We start from the raw sequence: 20350 nt of genomic DNA on the forward strand, positions 1-20350 counted from the left end.
CGCCCGGCGCGCAGCCCCGGACGGATGGATGCGACACGCGTGACGGAGCAGCCCACCTCCTTCGAGCGCCCTCAGACGGGCGGTGACCCCGCGGAGACCCGCGGGGCGCTTCTGCGTACCCCGGAGCCGCCCGGCACCTCGGGCTTACCGGTGCAGGCCCGGGCCGACGGCATCCCCTCCGGCCCGGGGACGGCCACACCCCGTGGCAAGGGAAAGGACGGCAAGGGGAAGGAGCCCCCAGTCAACGGCCCCGAGCACTCCCAGCCCGCCACCGCCGAACCCGGCGCGCACCGCCCGCGTCCGGCGGCGGAGACCATCCCGCCGCAGCCCGGTGCCGAGCAGGAGCGGGCGCCGGGCGGTCCGGAGCGCCGTACCGGCCGGGGTCTGCCGCCGGGGCGGCCCATGCCGATGCGCCGCGACGGCGACCGGCTGCGCTTCGTCGGCGCGGCCACCCGGCGGATCGCCCGCGGGCTCGACCTGGACGAGATCGTGATGGGGCTCTGCCGGGCCACCGTGCCGACCTTCTCGGACGCGATCCTGGTGTATCTGCGCGACCCGCTGCCGGTCGGCGACGAGCGGCCCACCGGACCGGTGGTGCTGCGGCTGCGCCGGACCGATCGGATACCGGAGGAGCGGGACACCGACGGGGTGCTGCTGCCGCCGGCCTTCGATCCGGAGCCGGAGCCGACCGCGCTGGCGGATCTGTCCGCGCTGACGACCGAGCTGTGCGAGGTGCGGCCCGGCGGCGCGCTGAACGAGGTGCTGCGCGGGGTGCGGCCGGTGTTCGCGGACGCGCCCGCCGCCCGGGCCGCGCTGCCCGAGCTGCTCGGCGAGGGCGGTGAGGCGGTCGTGCCGGAGGGGCGGCACGCGATCCTCGCGCCGCTGCGCGGCCGGCGCCGGGTGATCGGCGCGGCCCTGTTCCTGCGCCGCCCGGAGCGGCCGGCGTTCGAGGCGGACGATCTGCTGGTGGCCGCGCAGCTGGCCACGCACAGCGCGCTCGGCATCGACAAGGCGGTGCTGTACGGCCGGGAGGCCTACATCGCCGACGAGCTGCAGCGCACCATGCTGCCCGAGACCCTGCCCCGTCCGACGGGCGTGCGGCTGGCCTCCCGGTACCTGCCGGCCGCGGAGACCGCGCGGGTCGGCGGCGACTGGTACGACGCGATCCCGCTGCCCGGCAGCCGGGTCGCGCTGGTCGTCGGCGATGTCATGGGGCATTCCATGACCTCGGCGGCGATCATGGGTCAGCTGCGGACGACGGCCCAGACGCTGGCCGGGCTCGACCTGCCGCCGCAGGAGGTGCTGCACCATCTGGACGAGCAGGCGCAGCGCCTGGGCACCGACCGCATGGCGACCTGCCTGTACGCCGTCTACGACCCGGTCACGCACCGCATCACCATCGCCAACGCCGGCCATCCGCCGCCCGTTCTGCTGCATCTGGGCGGCCGGGCGGAGGTGCTGCGGGTGCCGCCGGGCGCGCCGATCGGGGTCGGCGGGGTCGACTTCGAGGCGGTCGAGCTGGACGCGCCGGCCGGGGCCACCCTGCTCCTCTACACGGACGGTCTGGTGGAGTCCCGGCTGCGGGACGTGTGGACCGGCATAGAGCAGCTGCGGGAGAGGCTCGCCGCGACGGCCCAGTTGACCGGCCCCGACCATCCGCCGCCGCTGGAAGCGCTGTGCGACGAGGTGCTGGACATGCTCGGCCCGGGCGACCGGGACGACGACATCGCGCTGCTCGCGGCCCGCTTCGACGGGATCGCGCCGAGCGATGTCGCGTACTGGACGCTGGAGCCGGAGGACTCCGCTCCCGGCCAGGCCCGCCGGCTGGCCCGGCGCGCGCTGAGCCGCTGGGACCTGGAGGACCTGACGGACTCGGTGGAGCTGCTGGTCAGCGAGGTCGTGACGAACGCCGTACGGTACGCGTCCCGGCCGGTGACGCTGCGGCTGCTGCGCACGCACGTGCTGCGCTGCGAGGTCGGTGACGACGTGCCGCAGTTGCCGCGGCTGCGGCAGGCGCGGGCCACGGACGAGGGCGGGCGCGGCCTGTACCTGGTCAACAAGCTGGCCCGGCGCTGGGGCGCGACCCGGCTGAGCACCGGCAAGGTGGTCTGGTTCGAGCTGAACCGGGGCTGAGCCGCCGCGGGTGTGACGACGTCGAAGGGGCGCCCGGAGTTCTCCGGGCGCCCCTTGTCGTGCGCGGCTACTGGTCGAGGCTGTCGTCGGGGTCGAGCGGGTCCTCCGTGACGGGGTCCGTCGGCGGCCCGGTGGTCGGGGTCTGGGACGGCGTCTGGGACGGCGTCTGCGACGGGGTCTGGGACGGCGTCTGCGACGGGGTCTGCGACGGCGACTGGGACGTCGTCGGCGGCTCGCTGCTCGGCGTCTGAGACGGTGTCTGGGAAGGCGAGTGGGACACCGTCGGGGTCTGGGTCGGCTCGACGGCCGCGCCCTGGGTGGTGTTCAGGTCGAACTTGGCCTTGTCCGTGACGCCGAAGGTGTACGCGGCCCAGATCTTCGCCGGGGGGCCGCCGCCGTTCACGCGGCCGCCGCCCATGGCGCCCTTCAGCGAGACGTGGGCGCCCTTCTTGATCGGCTCGCCCTCGCACCCGGTGCCGCCGGCCTTGGCCGCCTCGCCGAACAGGCCGACGGAGGTGACCAGGTCGGGCGTGTAACCGGTGAACCAGGCCGAGCGGTTGCAGTCGGAGGTACCCGTCTTGCCCGCCACCTGCTGGCCGTCGCGCAGCGCGTTGCCGGCCACGGACTCCTGCGCCGTACCGTCGTCGACCACACCGGTGAGCACGGAGGTCACCGTGTCGGCGGCCGTCCGGCTGATCACCGAGCCGCCGACCGGTTCCGGCATCCGCACCGAACGGCCCTTGTTCTCCGCGGACTTGATGAGGGTCGGGGTGACCTTGTAGCCGTGGTTGTCGAAGGTGGCGTAGATCCCGGCCATCTCCAGCGGGCTGGCGCCCATGGAGCCCAGTGTCTGCGCGGGCACGGCCTGCATGCCCTTGGTGTCCATGCCGAGCTTGTTGGCCGTGCCCATGACCTTGTCCATGCCCACGTCCACGCCCATCTGCGCGAAGACGGAGTTCACGGACGCGTTCATCGCGTTCTGGACGGTGATCTTCCCGTAGTTCCGGTCGTCCTCGTTGGGCGGGGCGAAGCCGACCCTGGAGCCGTGGTCCAGGACCTGGCGGCGGCTGGTGCCGTCGTAGACGGTGTCGGCGGTGATCGGCTTGCCGTCCTGCGTGGTGGCGTTCTGTTCCAGCGCGGCGGCGAGGATGACCGGCTTGAACGTCGAGGCCGGCTGGTAGTCCTTGCGGGTGGCGTTGCTGTAGTAGTGCTTGTAGTAGTCCTCGCCGCCGTACAGCGCGACGATCCTGCCCGTCTTGGGGTCGACGGAGACGGCGCCGGCCTGGACGTCACCGTCGACCTTGCGCTTCTTCCGGTCGAGCTTGCCGGTCAGCTGGGACTTGACGGCCTTCTCCAGCGCGGCCTGCTTCTTCCGGTCGATGTTCAGGGTGATGGTCCAGCCCTTGTCGACGACCGCGTTCTCGGCCTGGGCGGGGCTCAGCCCCTCCTGGTCCATCAGCTGCCGCTCGAGCTGCTGGTTGGCCAGTTCGACCAGGTAGCCCTTCTGGCCGCCGAGGCCCGGGGCGCCCTTGGGCTCCTTGGGGACCGGGAACTTCAGGGCGTCGCGCTCGGACTTGGGCAGCCAGCCCTCCTCGACCATGTTGTTCAGGACGTAGTTCCAGCGCTCCTTGACCAGCCGCCGGCCGGTGGGGGTGGCGACCGCCCAGTCGTACTGGCTGGGCGCCTGCAGCAGGGCCGCGAGGTAGGCGCCCTGTTCGACCCTCAGGTCCTCGGCGTCGACGTGGTAGTAGGCCTGCGCGGCGGCCTGGATGCCGTAGGCGCCGCGGCCGTAGTAGCTGGTGTTGATGTAGCCCGCGAGGATGTCGTCCTTGGACTTCTCACGGTCCACCTTCAACGCGATGACCAGTTCCTTCAGCTTGCGCGTGACGGTCTGGTCCTGGTTGAGGTAGTAGTTCTTGACGTACTGCTGGGTGATGGTCGAGCCACCCTGCTTGCCCTTGCCGGCGAGCGTGTTGAGCAGGCCGCGGGCCGTGCCCTTGAAGTCGACGCCCGCGTCCTTGTAGAACGTCTTGTTCTCCGCCGCGACGAAGGTCAGCTGGACCTTCTTCGGCACCTTGGCCAGGTCGACGATCTCGCGGTTGACCTCGCCCCTGCGGGCCAGGACCGTGCCGTCGCTGAACTTGTAGACGTTGCTCTGCTGCTGGGCGGCGGCGTTGCCCTTGGGGACGTCCACGTACAGGTACAGTCCGATGAAGCCCACGATGCCCAGCAGGCACAGGCTGAAGAAGGTCCCGAGGATCTTCTTCCAGGTGAACATCCTGCGTATGAGGCTCTTGGCGGGCTTGCCGCCGGCCGCGGCGGGACCGCTGCCGGGCGTGGGCGCGGAGCGGCGGCGCCTGGGCGCCGCGCGGTGGCCACCGCGCTGTCGCGCTCGTCTCTCTTCCGCTCGTCCCATGGGTCCCTACGCTCGCTTCCGTCTCGGGGTCAGCTCCGAAAGCTAACACCCCTCTATATGACAAAGACCGTCCGATCCGCTCTTTTACGGACGTGACAATCAGCACCCGCCCCAAGGGAACCGACGGATATGACCGCCGTAAGGTTGCTCGGCACGCTAAAGTGATATCACTTAGCTAGAATAAAGCTTGGCGTTCCCGATCGGGCGCCCTGGAGAACGGGGGACCACCCATGGCCGCACACGACTTTGCGCAGGACCCCGCCGAGACGGCGGTCGCCGACGCCGACGTGCCCGAGATGCCCGCCCCGCGGGTCAGGGAGTTCACCGCGCACAGCATCGGCGGCGGGCTCGCCCTGCTGCTCGGGCTGCTCGGACTCGGCGCCGCCGTCGCGCTGTTCGCCGCCTCCTCGGCGGTCTCCGCCGCCGGCGCCGAGGGCGGCCTCATCCTCGCCGGTGTCCTCGTCTTCCTCGCCGCCGTCATAGGGATGCGCGGCCTGAACACGGTCGCCCCGGGCGAGGCGCGGGTGGTCCAGCTCTTCGGGCGCTACCGGGGCACGATCCGGCAGGACGGCCTGCGCTGGGTGAACCCCTTCACCTCCCGGACCCGGATCTCCACCCGGGTGCGCAACCACGAGACCGCCGTCCTGAAGGTCAACGACGCCTACGGCAACCCGATCGAGCTGGCCGCGGTCGTGGTCTGGAAGGTCCAGGACACCGCCCAGGCGGTGTTCGAGGTGGACGACTACTCCGAGTTCGTCGCCACGCAGACCGAGACGGCCGTACGGCACATCGCGATCGAGTACCCGTACGACGCGCACGAGGAGGACGGCCTCTCGCTGCGCGGCAACGCCGAGGAGATCACCGAGAAGCTGGCCGTCGAGCTGCAGGCGCGGGTGGAGGCGGCCGGGGTGCGGATCATCGAGTCACGCTTCACGCATCTCGCGTACGCTCCGGAGATCGCCTCGGCGATGCTCCAGCGCCAGCAGGCGGGGGCGGTCGTCGCGGCCCGCCGGCAGATCGTGGACGGTGCCGTCGGAATGGTCGAGGCGGCACTCGCCCGGATCGCCGAGCGGGACATCGTGGAGCTGGACGAGGAGCGCAAGGCGGCGATGGTGTCGAACCTGATGGTGGTGCTGTGCGGCGACCGGGCCCCGCAGCCGGTCCTCAACACCGGGACGCTCTACCAGTGACGGACTCCCCGGGGACGCCGAAGCGCCGACCGCAGCAGCGCAAGCAGGTGCTGCTGCGGCTGGACCCGTCGGTGTACGACGCGCTCGCCCGGTGGGCCGGGGACGAGCTGCGGTCGGCGAACGCGCAGATCGAGTTCCTGCTGCGGAAGGCGCTGGCGGAGGCGGGACGTCTGCCGCGGGACGCCGGCCCGCTGCCCCGCCGGGGGCGGCCGCCCGGGGGCTCCACCCCCGAGCCCCCCTCGGCCTGAACGGCCTCGCCTCCGGACGCCGGACGGGCCTGTCGCCGTTACCGAACCATGACAATCGCCCCGGACCTGCGTCGCGACACCTGCCGCCATGATCTCCACACCCTGCGTATACATATCGCGTATACACCGTGTGTAGAGTGCTCGCATGTCCATCGGTCACACCCTCCTAGGGCTCCTGGAGTCCGGCCCGCGCCACGGCTACGACCTCAAGCGGGCCTTCGACGAGAAGTTCGGTCACGACCGGCCGCTGCACTACGGCCAGGTCTACTCCACGATGTCCCGGCTGCTGAAGCACGGCCTCGTGGAAGTCGACGGGATCGAGGCGGGCGGCGGGCCCGAGCGCAAGCGGTACGCCATCACCGACGCCGGCATCACCGACGTCGAGCACTGGCTCGCCACCCCGGAGAAGCCGGAGGAGTACCTCCAGTCGACCCTCTACACCAAGGTCGTCCTCGCGCTCCTCACCCACCGCGACGCGGCCGACATCCTCGACACCCAACGCGCCGAGCACCTGCGCAGCATGCGGATCCTGACCGACCGCAAGCGCAAGGGCGATCTCGCGGACCAGCTGATCTGCGACCACGCCCTGTTCCACCTGGAGGCCGACCTGCGCTGGCTGGAGCTGACGGCCGCGCGGCTCGACAAGCTCCGTGAGGCGGTGGCCAAGTGACTCCTCCACCCGGCTCCCTGCTCGCCGCCGAGAACCTGCGCAAGGCCTACGGCCCGACGGTCGCCCTCGACGGCGCCGAGTTCTCCATCCACTCCGGTGAGGTCGTCGCCGTGATGGGCCCCTCCGGCTCCGGCAAGTCGACGCTGCTGCACTGTCTCGCCGGCATCGTGCCGCCCGACTCCGGCTCCATCACCTACGCCGGCCGCGAGCTGGCGACCATGAGCGACACCGAACGCAGCGCGCTGCGCCGCAGCGAGTTCGGGTTCGTCTTCCAGTTCGGCCAGCTCGTCCCCGAGCTGACCTGCGTGGAGAACGTGGCCCTGCCGCTCAGGCTGAACGGCACCTCCCGCAAGGAGGCCGAGCGGGCCGCGCTCGGCTGGATGGAGCGCCTGGAGGTGGACGACCTCAAGGGCAAGCGCCCCGGCGAGGTCTCCGGCGGCCAGGGGCAGCGCGTCGCGGTCGCGCGGGCGCTGGTCACCGGACCACGGGTGCTGTTCGCCGACGAGCCGACCGGCGCGCTGGACTCCCTCAACGGCGAGCGCGTGATGGAGCTGCTGACCGACGCGGCCCGCTCCACCAACGCGGCCGTCGTGCTGGTCACCCATGAGGCCCGGGTGGCCGCCTACTCCGACCGGGAGGTCGTCGTACGCGACGGCAGGTCCCGGGACATGGAGCGGGCCGTATGAACGCGGGCCGTGTGCGGCAGTGGGCCAGGGACCTGGGCATGGGGGCCCGGTTCGCCCTCGCCGGCGGGCGCGAGGGCTGGGTCCGGATGCTGCTGACGGCGGTCGGCGTCGGCCTGGGGGTGGCCCTGCTGCTGCTGACGACCTCCCTGCCGAACGTGTTCACCGCCCGCCACCGGGTGGAGCACGCCCGCCAGGACTACTCGTTCTCCTCCACCATGCCGCCGAAGGCCGACAACACCGTGCTGGTCGCGGCCGTCGACACCGAGTGGCACACCAAGGACATCCGCGGCCGGCTCCTCGAGCCCGAGGGTCCCCGGGCGCCGCTGCCGCCGGGGGTGGACCGCCTCCCGGCGAAGGGCGAGATGGTGGTCTCGCCCGCGCTGAAGGAACTGCTGTCCTCCGACGGGGCCAAGCTGCTGCGGGAGCGGATCCCGTACCGGATCACCGGGACCATCGGTGAGAGCGGGCTGATCGGCTCGCACGAACTCGCCTACTACGCGAGCGGCGAGCATCTGGTGCCCGGGACGAACGGGGCGCGGGTGGAGCGGCTGACCGCGTTCGGGGACCCGCATCCGACGAGCGAGGAGGCCGACCCCGTCCTCCTCCTGATGGTGCTGGTCGTCTTCGTCGTGCTGCTGATGCCGGTCGCCGTGTTCATCGCCGCGGCCGTACGGTTCGGCGGCGAGCGGCGCGACCGCAGGCTGGCCGCGCTGCGGCTGGTGGGCTCCGACAGCCGGATGACCCGGCGGATCGCGGCGGGCGAGGCGCTCGCCGGCGCGCTGCTTGGACTGGTCGTCGGCTCGGTGTTCTTCCTGATCGGACGTCAGGCCGCGGGCTCGGTCGAGGTTCTGGGCGAGAGCTTCTTCTCCAGCTATCTGGACCCCTCCCCCGTGCTCGTCGCGCTGGTCGCGGTGGCGGTCCCGGCCGCCGCCGTGCTGGTCACGCTGTTCGCCATGCGCGGAGTGGTCGTCGAGCCGCTCGGTGTGGTGCGGACGGTCAAGCCGGCCCGGCGGCGCCTGTGGTGGCGGCTGCTGCTGCCGCTGGCGGGCCTCGCGATGCTGTACCCGATGATCGGAAACGGCCGCTCCCACGGCGACTTCAACCAGTACCTGGTCGTCGGCGGTGTGATGCTGCTGCTGGTCGGTGTGACCGCGCTGCTGCCGTGGGTCGTGGAGGCGGTCGTCGCCCGGCTCGGCGCCGGCGCCGTCTCCTGGCAACTTGCCGTACGACGGCTGCAGTTGAGCAGCGGCACCGCGGCCCGGATGGTCAACGGCATCGCGGTCGCGGTGGCCGGGGCGATCGCGCTGCAGATGCTGTTCGCGGGTGTGGAGAGCCAGTACACCAAGGTGACCGGCCGGGATCCGGGCCGGGCGCAGATGCAGATCGACCTGTCCGACCGCACCCGGGTGGCCGTCGCGGGCAAGGAGCTCCGCCGGACCAAGGGCGTGGCGGTGGCGGTCTCGCTGTCCACCGGGTCGCTGGGCGACAAGCGCCGTGAACCCGACGTCCTCGGCGACCTGACCGTCGGTACCTGTGCCGCGCTGCGCGAGGTGGCCCGGCTGCCCTCCTGCCGGGACGGGGACGTGTTCGCGCTGAGCAACCCGACCTACAACTCCGACTACAACACCTCCGTGCAGACCGCCCTGCGGCCGGGGCACCGCCTGTACATCGACCCCTCGTACACGGAGGCGCCCGGCCGCGAGATCCCCCTCACGCTGCCGGCCCGCCTCCAGCAGGCGGTCGTTCGCGAGGACTCGCTGCAGAACACCGCCAGCGGCCTGCTCGTCACCCCCTCCGCGCTGCCGGCCGGAGCCGCGCCCACGCTGTCCGGCAAGGTCTATGTCCGGCTCGACGAGTCGGTCAAGGACGCGAAGGAGTACGTGCGCAACACGGCCGCGCGGGTGGACCCGGTCGCGAACTCCTGGACCTGGGCGGCGACCGAGCGGTCCGGCAGGTACACCTCCCTGCGCACCGGCCTGTTCATCGGCGCGGTGTGCGTGCTGGCACTGATCGGGGCGAGCCTGCTGGTCTCCCAGCTGGAGCAGTTGCGCGAGCGGCGCAAGCTGTTGTCGTCGCTGGTGGCCTTCGGCACCCGGCGCCGCACGCTGGGCCTGTCGGTGCTGTGGCAGACGGCGGTCCCGATCGCCCTCGGCCTGGTGCTGGCCTCGGCGGTCGGCCTCACCCTCGGCGCGGTGCTGCTGAAGATGGCGGCCACCCCGGTGAGCGTCGACTGGGCGAGCGTGCTGTCGATGACCGGCGCCGGCGCCGCGGTGGTCCTCGCCGTCACCCTGCTGAGCCTGCCGCCGCTGCTGCGGCTGATGCGCCCGGAGGGGCTGCGCACGGAGTAGCGGCGCGCTGCGCCAAGGGCCCCTCCTGCCCGGAGGGGCCCTTCACGCGTCCTGCTCCAGCACCCGGACCGGCAGCGGGCGCATGGCCTCGCGCAGGGCGGCCGCCAGTTCCTCGTACTCCGCGCCGCGCGCCGCCCCCGCCCGCATCGCCAGGGCGATCCGGCGGCTGGGTGCGGGCTCGGCGAAGGAACCCGTGAGGAGCCGGCTGCTGCGGGTCGTCTCCAGCTTCAGCGCGGTGCGCGGGAGCAGGGTGCAGCCGAGACCGCCCGCGACGAGCTGGACCAGGGTGGACAGACCGGCGGCCGTCGTCGTGACCGGCGCGTCCTCGCGGCCGGCCTCCCGGCAGATGTCCAGGGCCTGGTCGCGCAGGCAGTGGCCCTCGTCGAGGAGCAGCAGGTTGAGTTCCTTCAGGGCTTCGCGCGGGATGCCCTCACGGCCGCCGAGCCAGTGGTCGAGCGGGGTGACGAGCACGAAGTCCTCGTCGAACAGGGGCAGTTCGACCACTCCCGGGACGCCCAGCGGCACGGCGAGCAGCAGCAGGTCGAGCCGGCCGGAGTGCAGACCGTCGATCAGGTTGGCGGTCTGCTCCTCGTGCACCTGCAGGTCGAGGTGCGGGTACCGCTCGTGCACCAGCCGCAGCACGGTGGGCAGCAGATACGGCGCGACGGTCGGGATGACCCCGAGCCGCAGCACCCCGGTGAAGGGCGCGCGAACCGCCTCGGCCTCCTCCAGCAGCGCGCCCACCGCCTCCAGCACCGCCTTCGCCCGTACGGCGAGCCGCTCCCCCGCGGGCGAGAGCAGCACCTTGCGGGTCGTACGCTCGAGGAGGGTCACCCCGAGGGTCTCCTCCAGCGCCGAGACCGCTCCGGACAGGGCGGGCTGGCTCATCCCGATGGCTGCCGCCGCGTCCCGGAAGTGCAGGTGCTCGGCCACGGCGGCGAAGGCACGCAGCTGTGCGAGGGTCGGCTGCCTCCGCTTGCCGTTGCTCATAGTCACTGATAAATACCTCCGATCAACTTGACCGAGTGTAGCTATTTCCCGAATCAATGCACCCTGTGCCAACATCGACAACGTCCAACCCCATGGGAAACACCCTCACAAGGGGCGTTTCTTCGCTGCAAGGAGAGCGTGTGCTCACTGTCGGTGACAAGTTCCCCGAGTTCGAACTGACCGCCTGCGTCTCGCTGGAGAAGGGCAAGGAGTTCGAGCAGATCCACCACAAGTCCTACGAGGGCAAGTGGCTGGTCGTGTTCGCATGGCCGAAGGACTTCACCTTCGTCTGCCCGACCGAGATCGCCGCGTTCGGGAAGCTGAACGACGAGTTCGCCGACCGCGACGCCCAGATCCTCGGCTTCTCCGGAGACTCCGAGTTCGTCCACCACGCCTGGCGCAAGGACCACCCGGACCTGACCGACCTGCCCTTCCCGATGATGGCCGACTCCAAGCACGAGCTGATGCGCGACCTCGGCATCGAGGGCGAGGACGGCTTCGCGCAGCGCGCCGTCTTCATCGTCGACCCGAACCGTGAGATCCAGTTCACCATGGTCACCGCCGGTTCCGTGGGCCGTAACCCCAAGGAGGTCCTGCGGGTCCTGGACGCCCTGCAGACCGACGAGCTGTGCCCGTGCAACTGGAACAAGGGCGAGGAGACCCTCGACCCGGTCGCGCTGCTGGCTGGTGAGTGACCCATGTCGCTCGACTCCCTGAAGTCCCGCGTCCCGGACTACGCCAAGGACCTGAAGCTCAACCTGGGCTCGGTCATCGGCAATTCGGAGCTGCCGGCGCAGCAGCTGTGGGGCACGGTGCTGGCGACCGCCATCGCCTCCCGTTCCCCGATCGTGCTGCGTGAGCTGGAGCCGGAGGCGAAGGCGAACCTGACGCCGGAGGCGTACACGGCCGCGAAGGCCGCCGCCGCGGTGATGGCGATGAACAACGTCTTCTACCGCACCCGCCACCTGCTGTCCGACCACGAGTACGGCACCCTGCGCGCGGGTCTGCGGATGAACGTCATCGGCAACCCGGGTGTGGAGAAGGTCGACTTCGAGCTGTGGTCCTTCGCGGTCTCCGCGATCAACGGCTGTGGCATGTGCCTGGACTCGCACGAGCAGGTGCTGCGCAAGGCCGGCGTGGAGCGCGAGGTGATCCAGGAGGCGTTCAAGATCGCGTCCGTGGTTCAGGCCGTGGGCGTCACGCTGGACGCCGAGGCCGTGCTGGCTGAGTAAGCCGGACGACGAGGACCCCGCTCACTCTTGGTGGGCGGGGTCTTCCGCGTTCTCCTCCCCGGCCTCCTGCGCGGGCTCGGCAGGCGCGTCCTGCACCTGGACCTCCAGCGAGTACTGCCGCAGGTACCCCACCACCGTGTTCGTCACCGCCACCAGCGGTACGGCCACCACCGCGCCGCCGATGCCGGCCACCATGCCGCCGGTCGCCACCGTCAGCACGACCGCCAGCGGGTGGACGCGGACGGCCCGGCCCAGGATGAACGGCTGCAGGACGTGGCCCTCGATCTGCTGGACCGCGAGGACGACCGCCAGGGTCATGACCGCCGTGAAGACGCCCTGGGTGACCAGCGCCACGATCACCGCCAGCGCGCCGGAGGCGACCGCACCGACCAGCGGGATGAAGGAGAACAGGAAGATGAAGACGGCCAGCGGGACGGCCATCGGCACGTCGAGGAAGTAGATGCCGATACCGATGAAGATCGCGTCGATGAGGGCCACCAGGACCGTGCCGCGGACGTAGGCGGTCAGGGTGCGCCAGGCCCGCGGACCGGCGCCGGCCACGCCCGGGCGGGCGGCGGACGGCACCAGCTTCAGGAACCACTGCCAGATGCGCTCGCCGTCGTAGAGCAGGAACAGCGTCGAGAAGAACACCAGCAGGATGCCGGTGAGGGCCTCGACGATGACCTGAACGCCCTCCAGGCCCGCGGACGTTATCTGGTCGGCGTTGGCGCCGATCGCCTCGCGGAGGTTCTTGGCGATCTGGTTGATCTGCTTGTCGGTGACGTGGAAGGGGCTCTTCAGCAGCCAGTTGCGCAGGTCGTCGATGCCGTTCTGGATCTGGTTGGAGAGCGTGTCGATGTTCTCCATGACCTGCCAGGTCACGAACCAGCCCATCAGGCCGATGACGACGAAGCCGCTGATGGCGGTGAGCGCGGTGGCCGGGCCGCGCGGCACCCCGCGCCGGGTGAGCCGGGCGACCGTCGGCTGCAGCAGCGCGGTGACCAGCAGGGCGATGACGAAGGCGAACACCACCAGCTGGACAGCGCTGATGACCCGCATCAGCACCCACACGGTGCCGGCGAGGACCAGCAGGCGCCAGCCGGCCTCGGCCGCGACCCGGACACCCCAGGGCACGGCCTCGGCGGGGTCGGGACGGGGACCGGCCGGCGGCGCGGGCCGGCGGGCGGGTGGTGCCGGGGCGGCGGCAGGGGGCGCGTCGGCCGGTTCGGCCTCGGCACGCTCCTTCGCCACCTCGGCGCGGCGTTCGTTCAGGCGCTCGCTCATCTCGGTGAGGCCGGCTCCGAGCCGGCCGAGCCACCCTGGCACTCGCGACATGATCCGTCCTCTTCCCCCGCGTCCCCGGGTGCACGCCACCACTCCCCCCTGGAGTCGTTCGGACACGACGGTACAGGGCGAAAGCCCCTCCCCAGAGGACGGGGAGGGGCTGCGCGAGGTTGAGAAAGCCCACTGAACGCGCCCCGAGGGGCCACGCGGAACTGCGCGACCGGCCACATCCGGCCGGCACGTGCCCCGTCGGCCGGACCCGGCGGAGCGTCTAGTACCAGTGGTTGGCCTGCCAGAACGACCAGGCCTGGCAGGCGCTGCCGTAGCGGCCGTTCATGTAGCTGAGGCCCCACTTGATCTGGGTGGCCGGGTTGGTCTGCCAGTCGGCACCGGCGGAGGCCATCTTGGAGCCGGGCAGTGCCTGGAAGAGACCGTACGCACCGGAGGAGGCGTTGACCGCACGGTAGTTCCAGCTGGACTCGTGGTCCACGATGTTGCTGAAGCACTGGAACTGGCCCGCACTCACCATCTGACGGGCCATCGCCTGGATCTGCGCCACGGTGTAGCTGCCCTGGACCGGGAAGCTCGAGGAGTCACGGATGTCGTCGCGGCTGGCCGCGGCCTTGGCCTCGGCACGCTCCTTGGCGGCCTTGGCCGCCTTCTCGGCAGCGTCCTTCTTCGCGATCGCCGTCTCGGCGGCGGCCTTGCGGGCCGCTTCCTCGGCGTCCTTCTTGGCGCTCGCGTCCGCGGCGATGGCCTGTGCGTCGGCCTGCTGCGTCAGGGACGCGGTCTGCACCTGGGCCTGCTGACCCGCGGGTATGTCCGCGAGGAGCGTGGTGTCGGCTGCCGTCGCCTCGGCGTCGTTGTTGTTCTGCGCGACGCTGCCCGAGGCAACACCGACAACGCTTCCGACGGCGGTGACCGCGGTGGCCGAGGCCACTGCGAATCCCCGGACCGAAATCCGGCTCACACGGTTTCCTTCCAGCATCGCCCGCTTCGGTGACCCTGGCGGACGCAATCGTGCCCCTGGCACTGGCCTCCCAACTGCGGGGTCACGGGAGGCACGGACCCGGTGGGCAACTCCCTTGCGGGGAGCGCCGCGTGGTGCTCGGGCGGCATACGGCGGCGCTATGGAGTTGATGGTGCTGCTGCGGTGCGGTACCGCTGGGGGTACACGTGTGCCGTATGCGGGGCCTGACAGGACTGAGACTCTGCCGTAACCGGACGGCGAGTGGCAATTCCGAGTTGCGTGTGAAAGCTCACACCCGGTTTCGCCCTGGTGATTTCAGGAAACCGCCACACGCGAAGGCGCCGTCCGGCTAGGCTCCTGTGCCTTTGCCGGACGGCGCCCTATGACGCGCTCGGATATCCGCTTGGATCCCCTTAGATGTGGCCCTCTTCGAGCATTTCGGTCACAAGGGCGGCGATCTGGGACCTCTCGGACCTGGTCAGCGTGACGTGCGCGAAGAGCGGATGCCCCTTCAGCTTCTCCACGACGGCGACCACACCGTCGTAGCGACCCACGCGCAGATTGTCCCGCTGCGCCACGTCATGGGTCAGCACGACCCGCGAGTTGGCGCCGATCCGGGACAGAACGGTCAGCAGGACATTCCGTTCGAGGGACTGCGCCTCGTCCACGATCACGAATGCGTCGTGCAGCGAGCGGCCGCGGATGTGCGTGAGCGGGAGTACCTCCAGCATCCCGCGCGCGGTGACCTCCTCGATGACCTCGCGGCTGGTGACGGCCGAGAGCGTGTCGAAGACGGCCTGTGCCCACGGGCTCATCTTCTCCGCCTCGGTGCCCGGCAGATAGCCCAACTCCTGGCCGCCGACCGCGTACAGCGGACGGAAGACCATCACCTTCTGGTGCTGGCGGCGCTCCAGTACCGCCTCCAGGCCCGCGCACAGCGCCAGTGCCGACTTGCCGGTGCCGGCCCGGCCGCCCATCGAGACGATGCCGACCTCCGGGTCGAGCAGCAGGTCGAGCGCGATGCGCTGTTCGGCGCTGCGGCCCTTGATGCCGAACGCCTCCCGGTCGCCGCGCACCAGACGGACGTTGCCCTCGGCGGTGATCCGGCCGAGCGCCTTACCGCGCTCGGACTGGATGGTCAGGCCGGTGTGCACGGGGAGGTCGGAGGCCTCCGGGACGTATACGTGCCCTTCCTCGAAGAGGATGTCCACCTGCTCGCCGGAGAGCGTCAGTTCGGACATTCCGGTCCAGCCGGAGTTCTCCGTGATGGCCAGTTCGGCCCGGTACTCCTCGGCCAGCAGGCCCACGGACGAGGCCTTGATCCTCAGGGGCAGGTCCTTCGACACCACGGTGACGTCGAACCCCTCGGCCTGCAGATTGCGGGCCACCGCGAGGATGCGGGAGTCGTTGTCCCCCAGGCGGTAGCCGGTGGGCAGCACGCTGGGGTCCGAGTGATTGAGCTCGACACGGACCGTTCCGCCGAGTTCCCCGATCGGGATGGGGGCGTCGAGGCGACCGTTCCGCACGCGGTAGTCGTCCAGCAGGCGCAGGGCCTGGCGGGCGAAGTAGCCGAGTTCCGGATGGTGCCGCTTGGCCTCCAGTTCCGTGACCACGACGATGGGGAGCACGACCTCGTGCTCGTCGAAGCGGGTCAGGGCGTTCGGGTCGGCCAGCAGGACGCTGGTGTCGAGAACATAGGTGCGCCGGTCTGGCTTGTGGCGCTTTGTGCTGGTCACCACGGAAGGACGTACCCCCTCGGATGAGGTCGGGGAGCGACGAAGTGGAAGCCGGGCCGGGAGGGTGGGGGCATTGCGGCCGGCGCCAGGCCCCCGCGCAGGGCGGGCCGGACACCGGCCCTCCGCGGCTGCTTCCGTGCGGTGACCGCACGGTCGGGCTGGTGCAAGGGGCCTCCCGGGCGGACGGCCCCGAGCCGCCCGCTGAGATCCGACACCCGTGGTTCGGGCGTCGACCTGCTTGGCTTATGCCCTCCAAGATGCGCCGCCATGCAGAAGCAGCCCACAGCGCACCGGTGAACTCCTTGTTACTTCCGCCCGAATCCGGGTATACGGAAACCGCCCCGTCGCCGGGCGCGACGGGGCGGTGTGGTGTGCGGTTCAGCCGCCGAAGCGGCGGTGGCGTGCGGCGTAGTCGCGCAGGGCACGCAGGAAGTCCACCTTGCGGAAGGCCGGCCAGAAGACCTCGCAGAAGTAGTACTCGGAGTGCGCGGTCTGCCAGAGCATGAATCCGGACAATCGCTGTTCGCCGCTGGTGCGGATCACCAGGTCCGGGTCGGGCTGGTCGCCGGTGTAGAGGTGACGGCCGATCATGTCGATGTCGACGGACTCGGCGAGCTCCTCCATCGACACGCCCTTGTCGTGGGCGTCGAACAGCATGGAGCGCACGGCGTCGGCGATCTCCTGGCGGCCGCCGTAACCGATGGCCACGTTGACGAGTATCCCGTCGATGTGGGCGGTGGCCTCCTCGGCCTCCTTCAGTGCCGTCTGCAACTGCGCGGGCAGCAGGTCGCGCGCGCCGACGTGGTGCACACGCCAGCGGCCGTCGGCTCCGAGGGTGCGGACGACGTCCTCGACGATGCCGAGCAGGGGGACCAGCTCCTCCTGCGGGCGCTCGAAGTTGTCCGTGGACAGCAGCCACAGGGTGACGACCTCGACGTCGGTCTCGGTGCACCAGCCGAGGAATTCCTCGATCTTCTCGGCACCGGCCCGGTGGCCGTGGACGGTGGTGGAGCCGGACGCCTTCGCCCAGCGGCGGTTGCCGTCCATGATGACGCCGATGTGCTTGGGCACCTGAGCGTGGTCCAGGTGACCTTCCACCCGGCGTGCGTAGAGCCTGACGAGCAGGCCGCGCAGCTTGTCGCGCAGGTTCACGTGGCCTCCGGGGGTTGGCGCGGGGGATAGGTGCCGGAGCCCTTGAGCCTACCGCTGCGGGAGGCTTGGTCCCGGTCCCAGGGCTGGGGTGTGGGGCGGGTGCGGCTGCGTCGCCGGGGGCGGGTCCGCCGGGGCCGGTCGCGCGGTTCCCCGCGCCCCTCGGCAGGGACGCTTTCCCCGCGCCCGGACGTTCGCCATGAAAAACGGGCCGGTCCGTGGGGGGGAGACGGACCGGCCCGAGGGGGGGGTTTCCACCATAACCCTTCGTAAGGGATCGTGGGTGCATCGGCGCGGCACAACTACTCTCCGGAATCGCCCGGCGACGCCACGATGGGGGCGGAACGTTGGATTCAGGGGCGTTTCATGGCCGATTCACAGCCGATTCCCAGGGAAATCCGGCCGGATATGAACAGATCCGAAGACTTTGCGCCACCTTAGGAACACATAGGCGAGTTGTCCCGGGGTCCCCCCGACGGGCTACTCCACCCGCGAACGGCGACTTGACGCCTTCACCACGCGGCGCGGGGTGGATCATCCGGTTTCGCGACACCGCGCAGCCCCCTCCACCGCGCGGTGCCGCCCGCGCAGCTTCGCTGACGCGAATTACCTTGGTCTGAACTTACGTGACCTGTGAGACGGATGTGAACCGGACCCGATAACAATGTGGAAACCGCGGGGGAACGACGGCTGAACAGGGGTCGCTTCCTCCCGGTTCGCCCGGTCGGTCAGCGGTCCGGCTTGCGGGCGTCGAAGAGGTGGCGGCTGCTGTGCGCCACGAACGGGCCCTCCTTCTCGATCCGCTCGTGCAGCGCGCGGAGCCGGGGCTCGTACGCCTCGACCGTGAAGCCGGGGACCATCCAGACGACCTTGCGCAGGAAGTGGACGACCGCGCCGACGTCGTAAAACTCCATCCGCAGCCGCTCCGCCCGCAGATCCACCACCTCCAGGCCCGCCGCCTCGGCGTCGGCCCGCTCACGCCCGGGATCCCGGCCGCCGCGCGCCTCGTCCGGCAGCGGTCCGAGGAAGTACTCGACCAGCTCGAAGACGCTGGCCGGCCCGACGTGCTGCGCGAAATACGTGCCGCCCGGCCGCAGCACCCGGGCGATCTCGTCCCAGTACGGGCGCACCGGATGCCGGCTGAGCACCAGGTCGAACGCCCCGTCGGCGAACGGCAGCGGCGCGTCGTCCGGGGCGGCGACGACCACCACACCGCGGGGCCGCAGCAGCGCCGTGGCCTTGGCGACGTTCGGCGGCCACCCCTCCGTGGCGGCGACCGACAGCGGCCGGGCCGGCTCCGCCCCGCCCAGCGCGTGAGCCAGCACCTCCCCACCGCCGGTCTGGACGTCCAGCACGGCCCCGGCACCGGCCAGCCGCTCCCCCGCCGATCGGGCGTACCCCCAGGAAGGCCGCGCCTCGGTGGCCCGCCCCTCGAACCACGAGAAGTCCCACCCTTCGGTGGGCACCGCCGCACCCTCCGCCACCAGGTCTTCGAAGGTTCGGTTCGCTGTCATGACAGGCATGATCGCAGGGCGTCGTCAGCGGGTCCTGGCAGTTTCCGCCCGCATGACGACTTGCTTCGCCGGGCCGTGCGGCACGCCGGGCACGTGGACATCCTGCGCGAGCTGATCGACGGGGCGACCGGCGACGATCCGCCGGCCGCGGCAGGGGCAGACGGGTGACGGGGGCGCGCACCGGCCGGCACGAGCCGTCATCACCCGCTTCCCTGTCCGTTCGCCCCTCCGCTTGCCTGTCCGCTCTCGCCGGACGCCTCGCCGAGGACGAGAAGGAGGTGTTCGTCCTCCCCGTGCCGGACGGTGCCGGCGCGTGCGAAGCGGTGTCTTTCCAGCAGGCGGACGGAGGCGGTGTTGCCGGCGAAGGGGTCGGCGTACAGAGGACGTACCCGCTCCAGCTCCAGGAAGAGGCCCACGGCGCGGCTGCCGATGCCGCGTCCCCAGTACGGCCGCCCCAGCCAGTACCCGACGAACCGCCGCTGCCCCTCCGTCCAGGAGACGACGCTCCCGGCCACCTCCCCGTCGAAGGTGACCGTCCGCACGAGGCAGTCGGGATCGCCGAGCACGCGCTCCCGCCAGTGCCTGAGGAAGACATCCCGCGGCCGGGGGGTGAACCTCGACCGCCGGACGGCCTCCGGATCGTGCTCGTAGGCGACGAAGAACTCGAGGTCGGCCTCGACCACGGCCCGCAGCCGCACCTCGTGCGGCCCGCCCTCCACCGTCATGTCGCGGCGCCCGCCCCGCTCGCCGCCCCTGCCCTGCGCCCCATCGGTCATGCGGAGAAGTGTGGCAGCCGGCACTGACAACGGCTCCGGCTCGAACGCGACCGCTACGGCACCAGAGGCCGTACTTCCTCCGCGGTGAAACGCACGAAGCCCTCCGGGTCGGGCTCGTCCCCGGTCGGCTGGAGGACGACGGTGTCCGCACCCGCCTCGACCAGCCGTCGCACGGCCTCGGCCACGGCACCCGCGTCCCCGGCGACCCCGAGGTCCGGCACCGACTGCAGCCCTTCGGCGTCCAGTTCGGCGCGCAGCCGGGCCTCGGCGCCGGGCCCGGTCGCGGCGAGCAGGTACACGACCACCGTGTGCGGCTCACTGCGGCCCGCCTCCCGCCGCCCTTCGTCGATGAGCTGCCTGGCCCGGCGCACGCCGTCCGGCGAGGTGGAGGCGGTGAGGACGGTGCCGTCGGCCTTGGCGCCGGAGAGGCGCAGCGTCCGGGGCCCGGTGGCACCGGCGAGCACGTCCACGGCGCCCGCCTCCTCCGCGTGACGCGGTGGCCAGTCGAGCGCGACGTCGTCCAGGGTCACGTATCGGCCCCGGACGCTGAGCCGGTCCCCGCGCAACAGCGCGCGCAGGGCGTCCAGATGCTCACCCAGGAGGGTCAGCGGGGAGGCGGCGCGGGCGCCGACCTGTCCCATCCAGTCCTGCACGCCGTGTCCGACGACCAGGGTCGCGCGGCCGGGGAACATCCGGTGCAGGGACGCGGCCTCCATCGCGGTGAGGGCCACGTTCCTGAGGGGGACGGGCAGCAGCCCGACACCGACCCGCACCCGCTCCGTCCAGGCGAGCGCCGCGGCGGCCGTCGAGATGCCGCCCTCCCGGAAGCAGTCCTCCCACAGCCACAGCTCTTCGAGCCCCGCGTCGTCCGCGGCCCGGGCGACGGCCCGCAGCCGCTCGGGAGGAAGCTGGGGGCGGAACACTGCACCGAGTCGAGTCATGTCGCCCTTCCTAGTGGGGAGGAAGGGAGGAGAACAACCTGTTTACGGGTTCGGTGCGTTGGCCGTC

Annotated in this window: 17 protein-coding genes; 8 read left to right on the forward strand and 9 right to left on the reverse strand. The window is 71.3% G+C overall.

All coding sequences use genetic code 11. The features are described 5' to 3' along the window. Nucleotides 1-39 precede the first annotated feature (39 nt). The gene (locus ACGFRF_RS09990; RefSeq protein ID WP_393738108.1) at nt 40-2133 is read left to right on the forward strand and encodes a SpoIIE family protein phosphatase; all 2094 of its coding nucleotides are present in this window, start codon (nt 40-42) and stop codon (nt 2131-2133) included. Between the two features lie 67 nt (nt 2134-2200). Here the strand turns inward: ACGFRF_RS09990 and ACGFRF_RS09995 are convergent, their stop codons facing one another. Further along, nucleotides 2201-4549, reverse strand: coding sequence for a transglycosylase domain-containing protein (locus ACGFRF_RS09995; RefSeq protein ID WP_393738109.1), 2349 nt, complete (start codon nt 4547-4549; stop codon nt 2201-2203). A gap of 230 nt (nt 4550-4779) precedes the next feature. Here ACGFRF_RS09995 and ACGFRF_RS10000 point away from each other — a divergent pair, with 230 nt between their 5' ends. The 5 genes from ACGFRF_RS10000 to ACGFRF_RS10020 all read left to right on the forward strand — a co-directional run bounded on the left by ACGFRF_RS10000 (nt 4780) and on the right by ACGFRF_RS10020 (nt 9691). Continuing rightward, nucleotides 4780-5739, forward strand: coding sequence for an SPFH domain-containing protein (locus ACGFRF_RS10000; protein WP_393738110.1), 960 nt, complete (start codon nt 4780-4782; stop codon nt 5737-5739). Then, nucleotides 5736-5987 (forward strand): hypothetical protein, encoded by a 252-nt coding sequence (locus tag ACGFRF_RS10005; protein ID WP_393738111.1) that lies wholly within the window; start codon nt 5736-5738, stop codon nt 5985-5987. The genes ACGFRF_RS10000 and ACGFRF_RS10005 overlap by 4 nt, the downstream gene beginning before the upstream one ends. Nucleotides 5988-6132: 145 nt before the next feature. Then, the gene (locus tag ACGFRF_RS10010) at nt 6133-6657 is read left to right on the forward strand and encodes a PadR family transcriptional regulator (RefSeq protein WP_393738112.1); all 525 of its coding nucleotides are present in this window, start codon (nt 6133-6135) and stop codon (nt 6655-6657) included. Beyond that, the gene (locus ACGFRF_RS10015) at nt 6654-7343 is read left to right on the forward strand and encodes an ABC transporter ATP-binding protein (protein ID WP_393738113.1); all 690 of its coding nucleotides are present in this window, start codon (nt 6654-6656) and stop codon (nt 7341-7343) included. The genes ACGFRF_RS10010 and ACGFRF_RS10015 overlap by 4 nt, the downstream gene beginning before the upstream one ends. Then, nucleotides 7340-9691: an ABC transporter permease gene (locus ACGFRF_RS10020; protein WP_393738114.1), complete on the forward strand. Its 2352-nt coding sequence runs from the start codon at nt 7340-7342 to the stop codon at nt 9689-9691. The genes ACGFRF_RS10015 and ACGFRF_RS10020 overlap by 4 nt, the downstream gene beginning before the upstream one ends. Before the next feature lie 42 nt (nt 9692-9733). Here ACGFRF_RS10020 and ACGFRF_RS10025 read toward each other — a convergent pair whose 3' ends face one another. After that, nucleotides 9734-10681 (reverse strand): LysR substrate-binding domain-containing protein, encoded by a 948-nt coding sequence (locus tag ACGFRF_RS10025; RefSeq protein ID WP_393738330.1) that lies wholly within the window; start codon nt 10679-10681, stop codon nt 9734-9736. A gap of 140 nt (nt 10682-10821) precedes the next feature. Here ACGFRF_RS10025 and ACGFRF_RS10030 point away from each other — a divergent pair, with 140 nt between their 5' ends. Both ACGFRF_RS10030 and ACGFRF_RS10035 read left to right on the forward strand, forming a co-directional pair. After that, complete coding sequence (locus ACGFRF_RS10030) at nt 10822-11376, forward strand: peroxiredoxin (RefSeq protein WP_393738115.1); 555 nt, start codon at nt 10822-10824, stop codon at nt 11374-11376. Nucleotides 11377-11379: 3 nt separating this feature from the next. Continuing rightward, nucleotides 11380-11913, forward strand: coding sequence for an alkyl hydroperoxide reductase (locus ACGFRF_RS10035; protein WP_356941870.1), 534 nt, complete (start codon nt 11380-11382; stop codon nt 11911-11913). Nucleotides 11914-11934: 21 nt separating this feature from the next. On the opposite strand, the gene ACGFRF_RS10040 is transcribed toward ACGFRF_RS10035, so the two are convergent. The 7 genes from ACGFRF_RS10040 to ACGFRF_RS10070 all read right to left on the reverse strand — a co-directional run bounded on the left by ACGFRF_RS10040 (nt 11935) and on the right by ACGFRF_RS10070 (nt 20283). After that, nucleotides 11935-13248 (reverse strand): AI-2E family transporter, encoded by a 1314-nt coding sequence (locus tag ACGFRF_RS10040; protein WP_393738116.1) that lies wholly within the window; start codon nt 13246-13248, stop codon nt 11935-11937. Nucleotides 13249-13468: 220 nt separating this feature from the next. Next, nucleotides 13469-14185, reverse strand: a complete 717-nt coding sequence (locus ACGFRF_RS10045) for a lytic transglycosylase domain-containing protein (protein WP_393738117.1) — start codon at nt 14183-14185, stop codon at nt 13469-13471. Between the two features lie 395 nt (nt 14186-14580). Next, the gene (locus ACGFRF_RS10050) at nt 14581-15906 is read right to left on the reverse strand and encodes a PhoH family protein (protein WP_393738118.1); all 1326 of its coding nucleotides are present in this window, start codon (nt 15904-15906) and stop codon (nt 14581-14583) included. A gap of 375 nt (nt 15907-16281) precedes the next feature. Continuing rightward, on the reverse strand, nt 16282-17055 hold the full coding sequence (locus ACGFRF_RS10055) for an isoprenyl transferase (protein WP_393738119.1): 774 nt from the start codon (nt 17053-17055) through the stop codon (nt 16282-16284). A gap of 725 nt (nt 17056-17780) precedes the next feature. Next, complete coding sequence (locus tag ACGFRF_RS10060; protein ID WP_393738120.1) at nt 17781-18566, reverse strand: class I SAM-dependent methyltransferase; 786 nt, start codon at nt 18564-18566, stop codon at nt 17781-17783. Nucleotides 18567-18766: 200 nt separating this feature from the next. Further along, complete coding sequence (locus ACGFRF_RS10065; protein WP_393738332.1) at nt 18767-19291, reverse strand: GNAT family N-acetyltransferase; 525 nt, start codon at nt 19289-19291, stop codon at nt 18767-18769. 104 nt (nt 19292-19395) lie between these two features. Beyond that, nucleotides 19396-20283, reverse strand: a complete 888-nt coding sequence (locus ACGFRF_RS10070; RefSeq protein WP_393738121.1) for an LLM class flavin-dependent oxidoreductase — start codon at nt 20281-20283, stop codon at nt 19396-19398. Nucleotides 20284-20350: the final 67 nt, after the last annotated feature.

The organism is Streptomyces sp. NPDC048521, assembly GCF_043199855.1.
Taxonomy (GTDB): domain Bacteria; phylum Actinomycetota; class Actinomycetes; order Streptomycetales; family Streptomycetaceae; genus Streptomyces.

Coding starts and splice junctions, on each gene's coding strand:
- ACGFRF_RS10035 (WP_356941870.1), top strand. CDS start 11,380: ATGTCGCTCGACTCCCTGAAGTCCCGCGTCCCGGACTACGCCAAGGAC.
- ACGFRF_RS10010 (WP_393738112.1), top strand. CDS start 6,133: ATGTCCATCGGTCACACCCTCCTAGGGCTCCTGGAGTCCGGCCCGCGC.
- ACGFRF_RS10070 (WP_393738121.1), bottom strand. CDS start 20,283: ATGACTCGACTCGGTGCAGTGTTCCGCCCCCAGCTTCCTCCCGAGCGG.
- ACGFRF_RS09995 (WP_393738109.1), bottom strand. CDS start 4,549: ATGGGACGAGCGGAAGAGAGACGAGCGCGACAGCGCGGTGGCCACCGC.
- ACGFRF_RS10025 (WP_393738330.1), bottom strand. CDS start 10,681: ATGAGCAACGGCAAGCGGAGGCAGCCGACCCTCGCACAGCTGCGTGCC.
- ACGFRF_RS10045 (WP_393738117.1), bottom strand. CDS start 14,185: ATGCTGGAAGGAAACCGTGTGAGCCGGATTTCGGTCCGGGGATTCGCA.
- ACGFRF_RS10000 (WP_393738110.1), top strand. CDS start 4,780: ATGGCCGCACACGACTTTGCGCAGGACCCCGCCGAGACGGCGGTCGCC.
- ACGFRF_RS10060 (WP_393738120.1), bottom strand. CDS start 18,566: ATGACAGCGAACCGAACCTTCGAAGACCTGGTGGCGGAGGGTGCGGCG.
- ACGFRF_RS10020 (WP_393738114.1), top strand. CDS start 7,340: ATGAACGCGGGCCGTGTGCGGCAGTGGGCCAGGGACCTGGGCATGGGG.
- ACGFRF_RS10040 (WP_393738116.1), bottom strand. CDS start 13,248: ATGTCGCGAGTGCCAGGGTGGCTCGGCCGGCTCGGAGCCGGCCTCACC.
- ACGFRF_RS10065 (WP_393738332.1), bottom strand. CDS start 19,291: ATGACGGTGGAGGGCGGGCCGCACGAGGTGCGGCTGCGGGCCGTGGTC.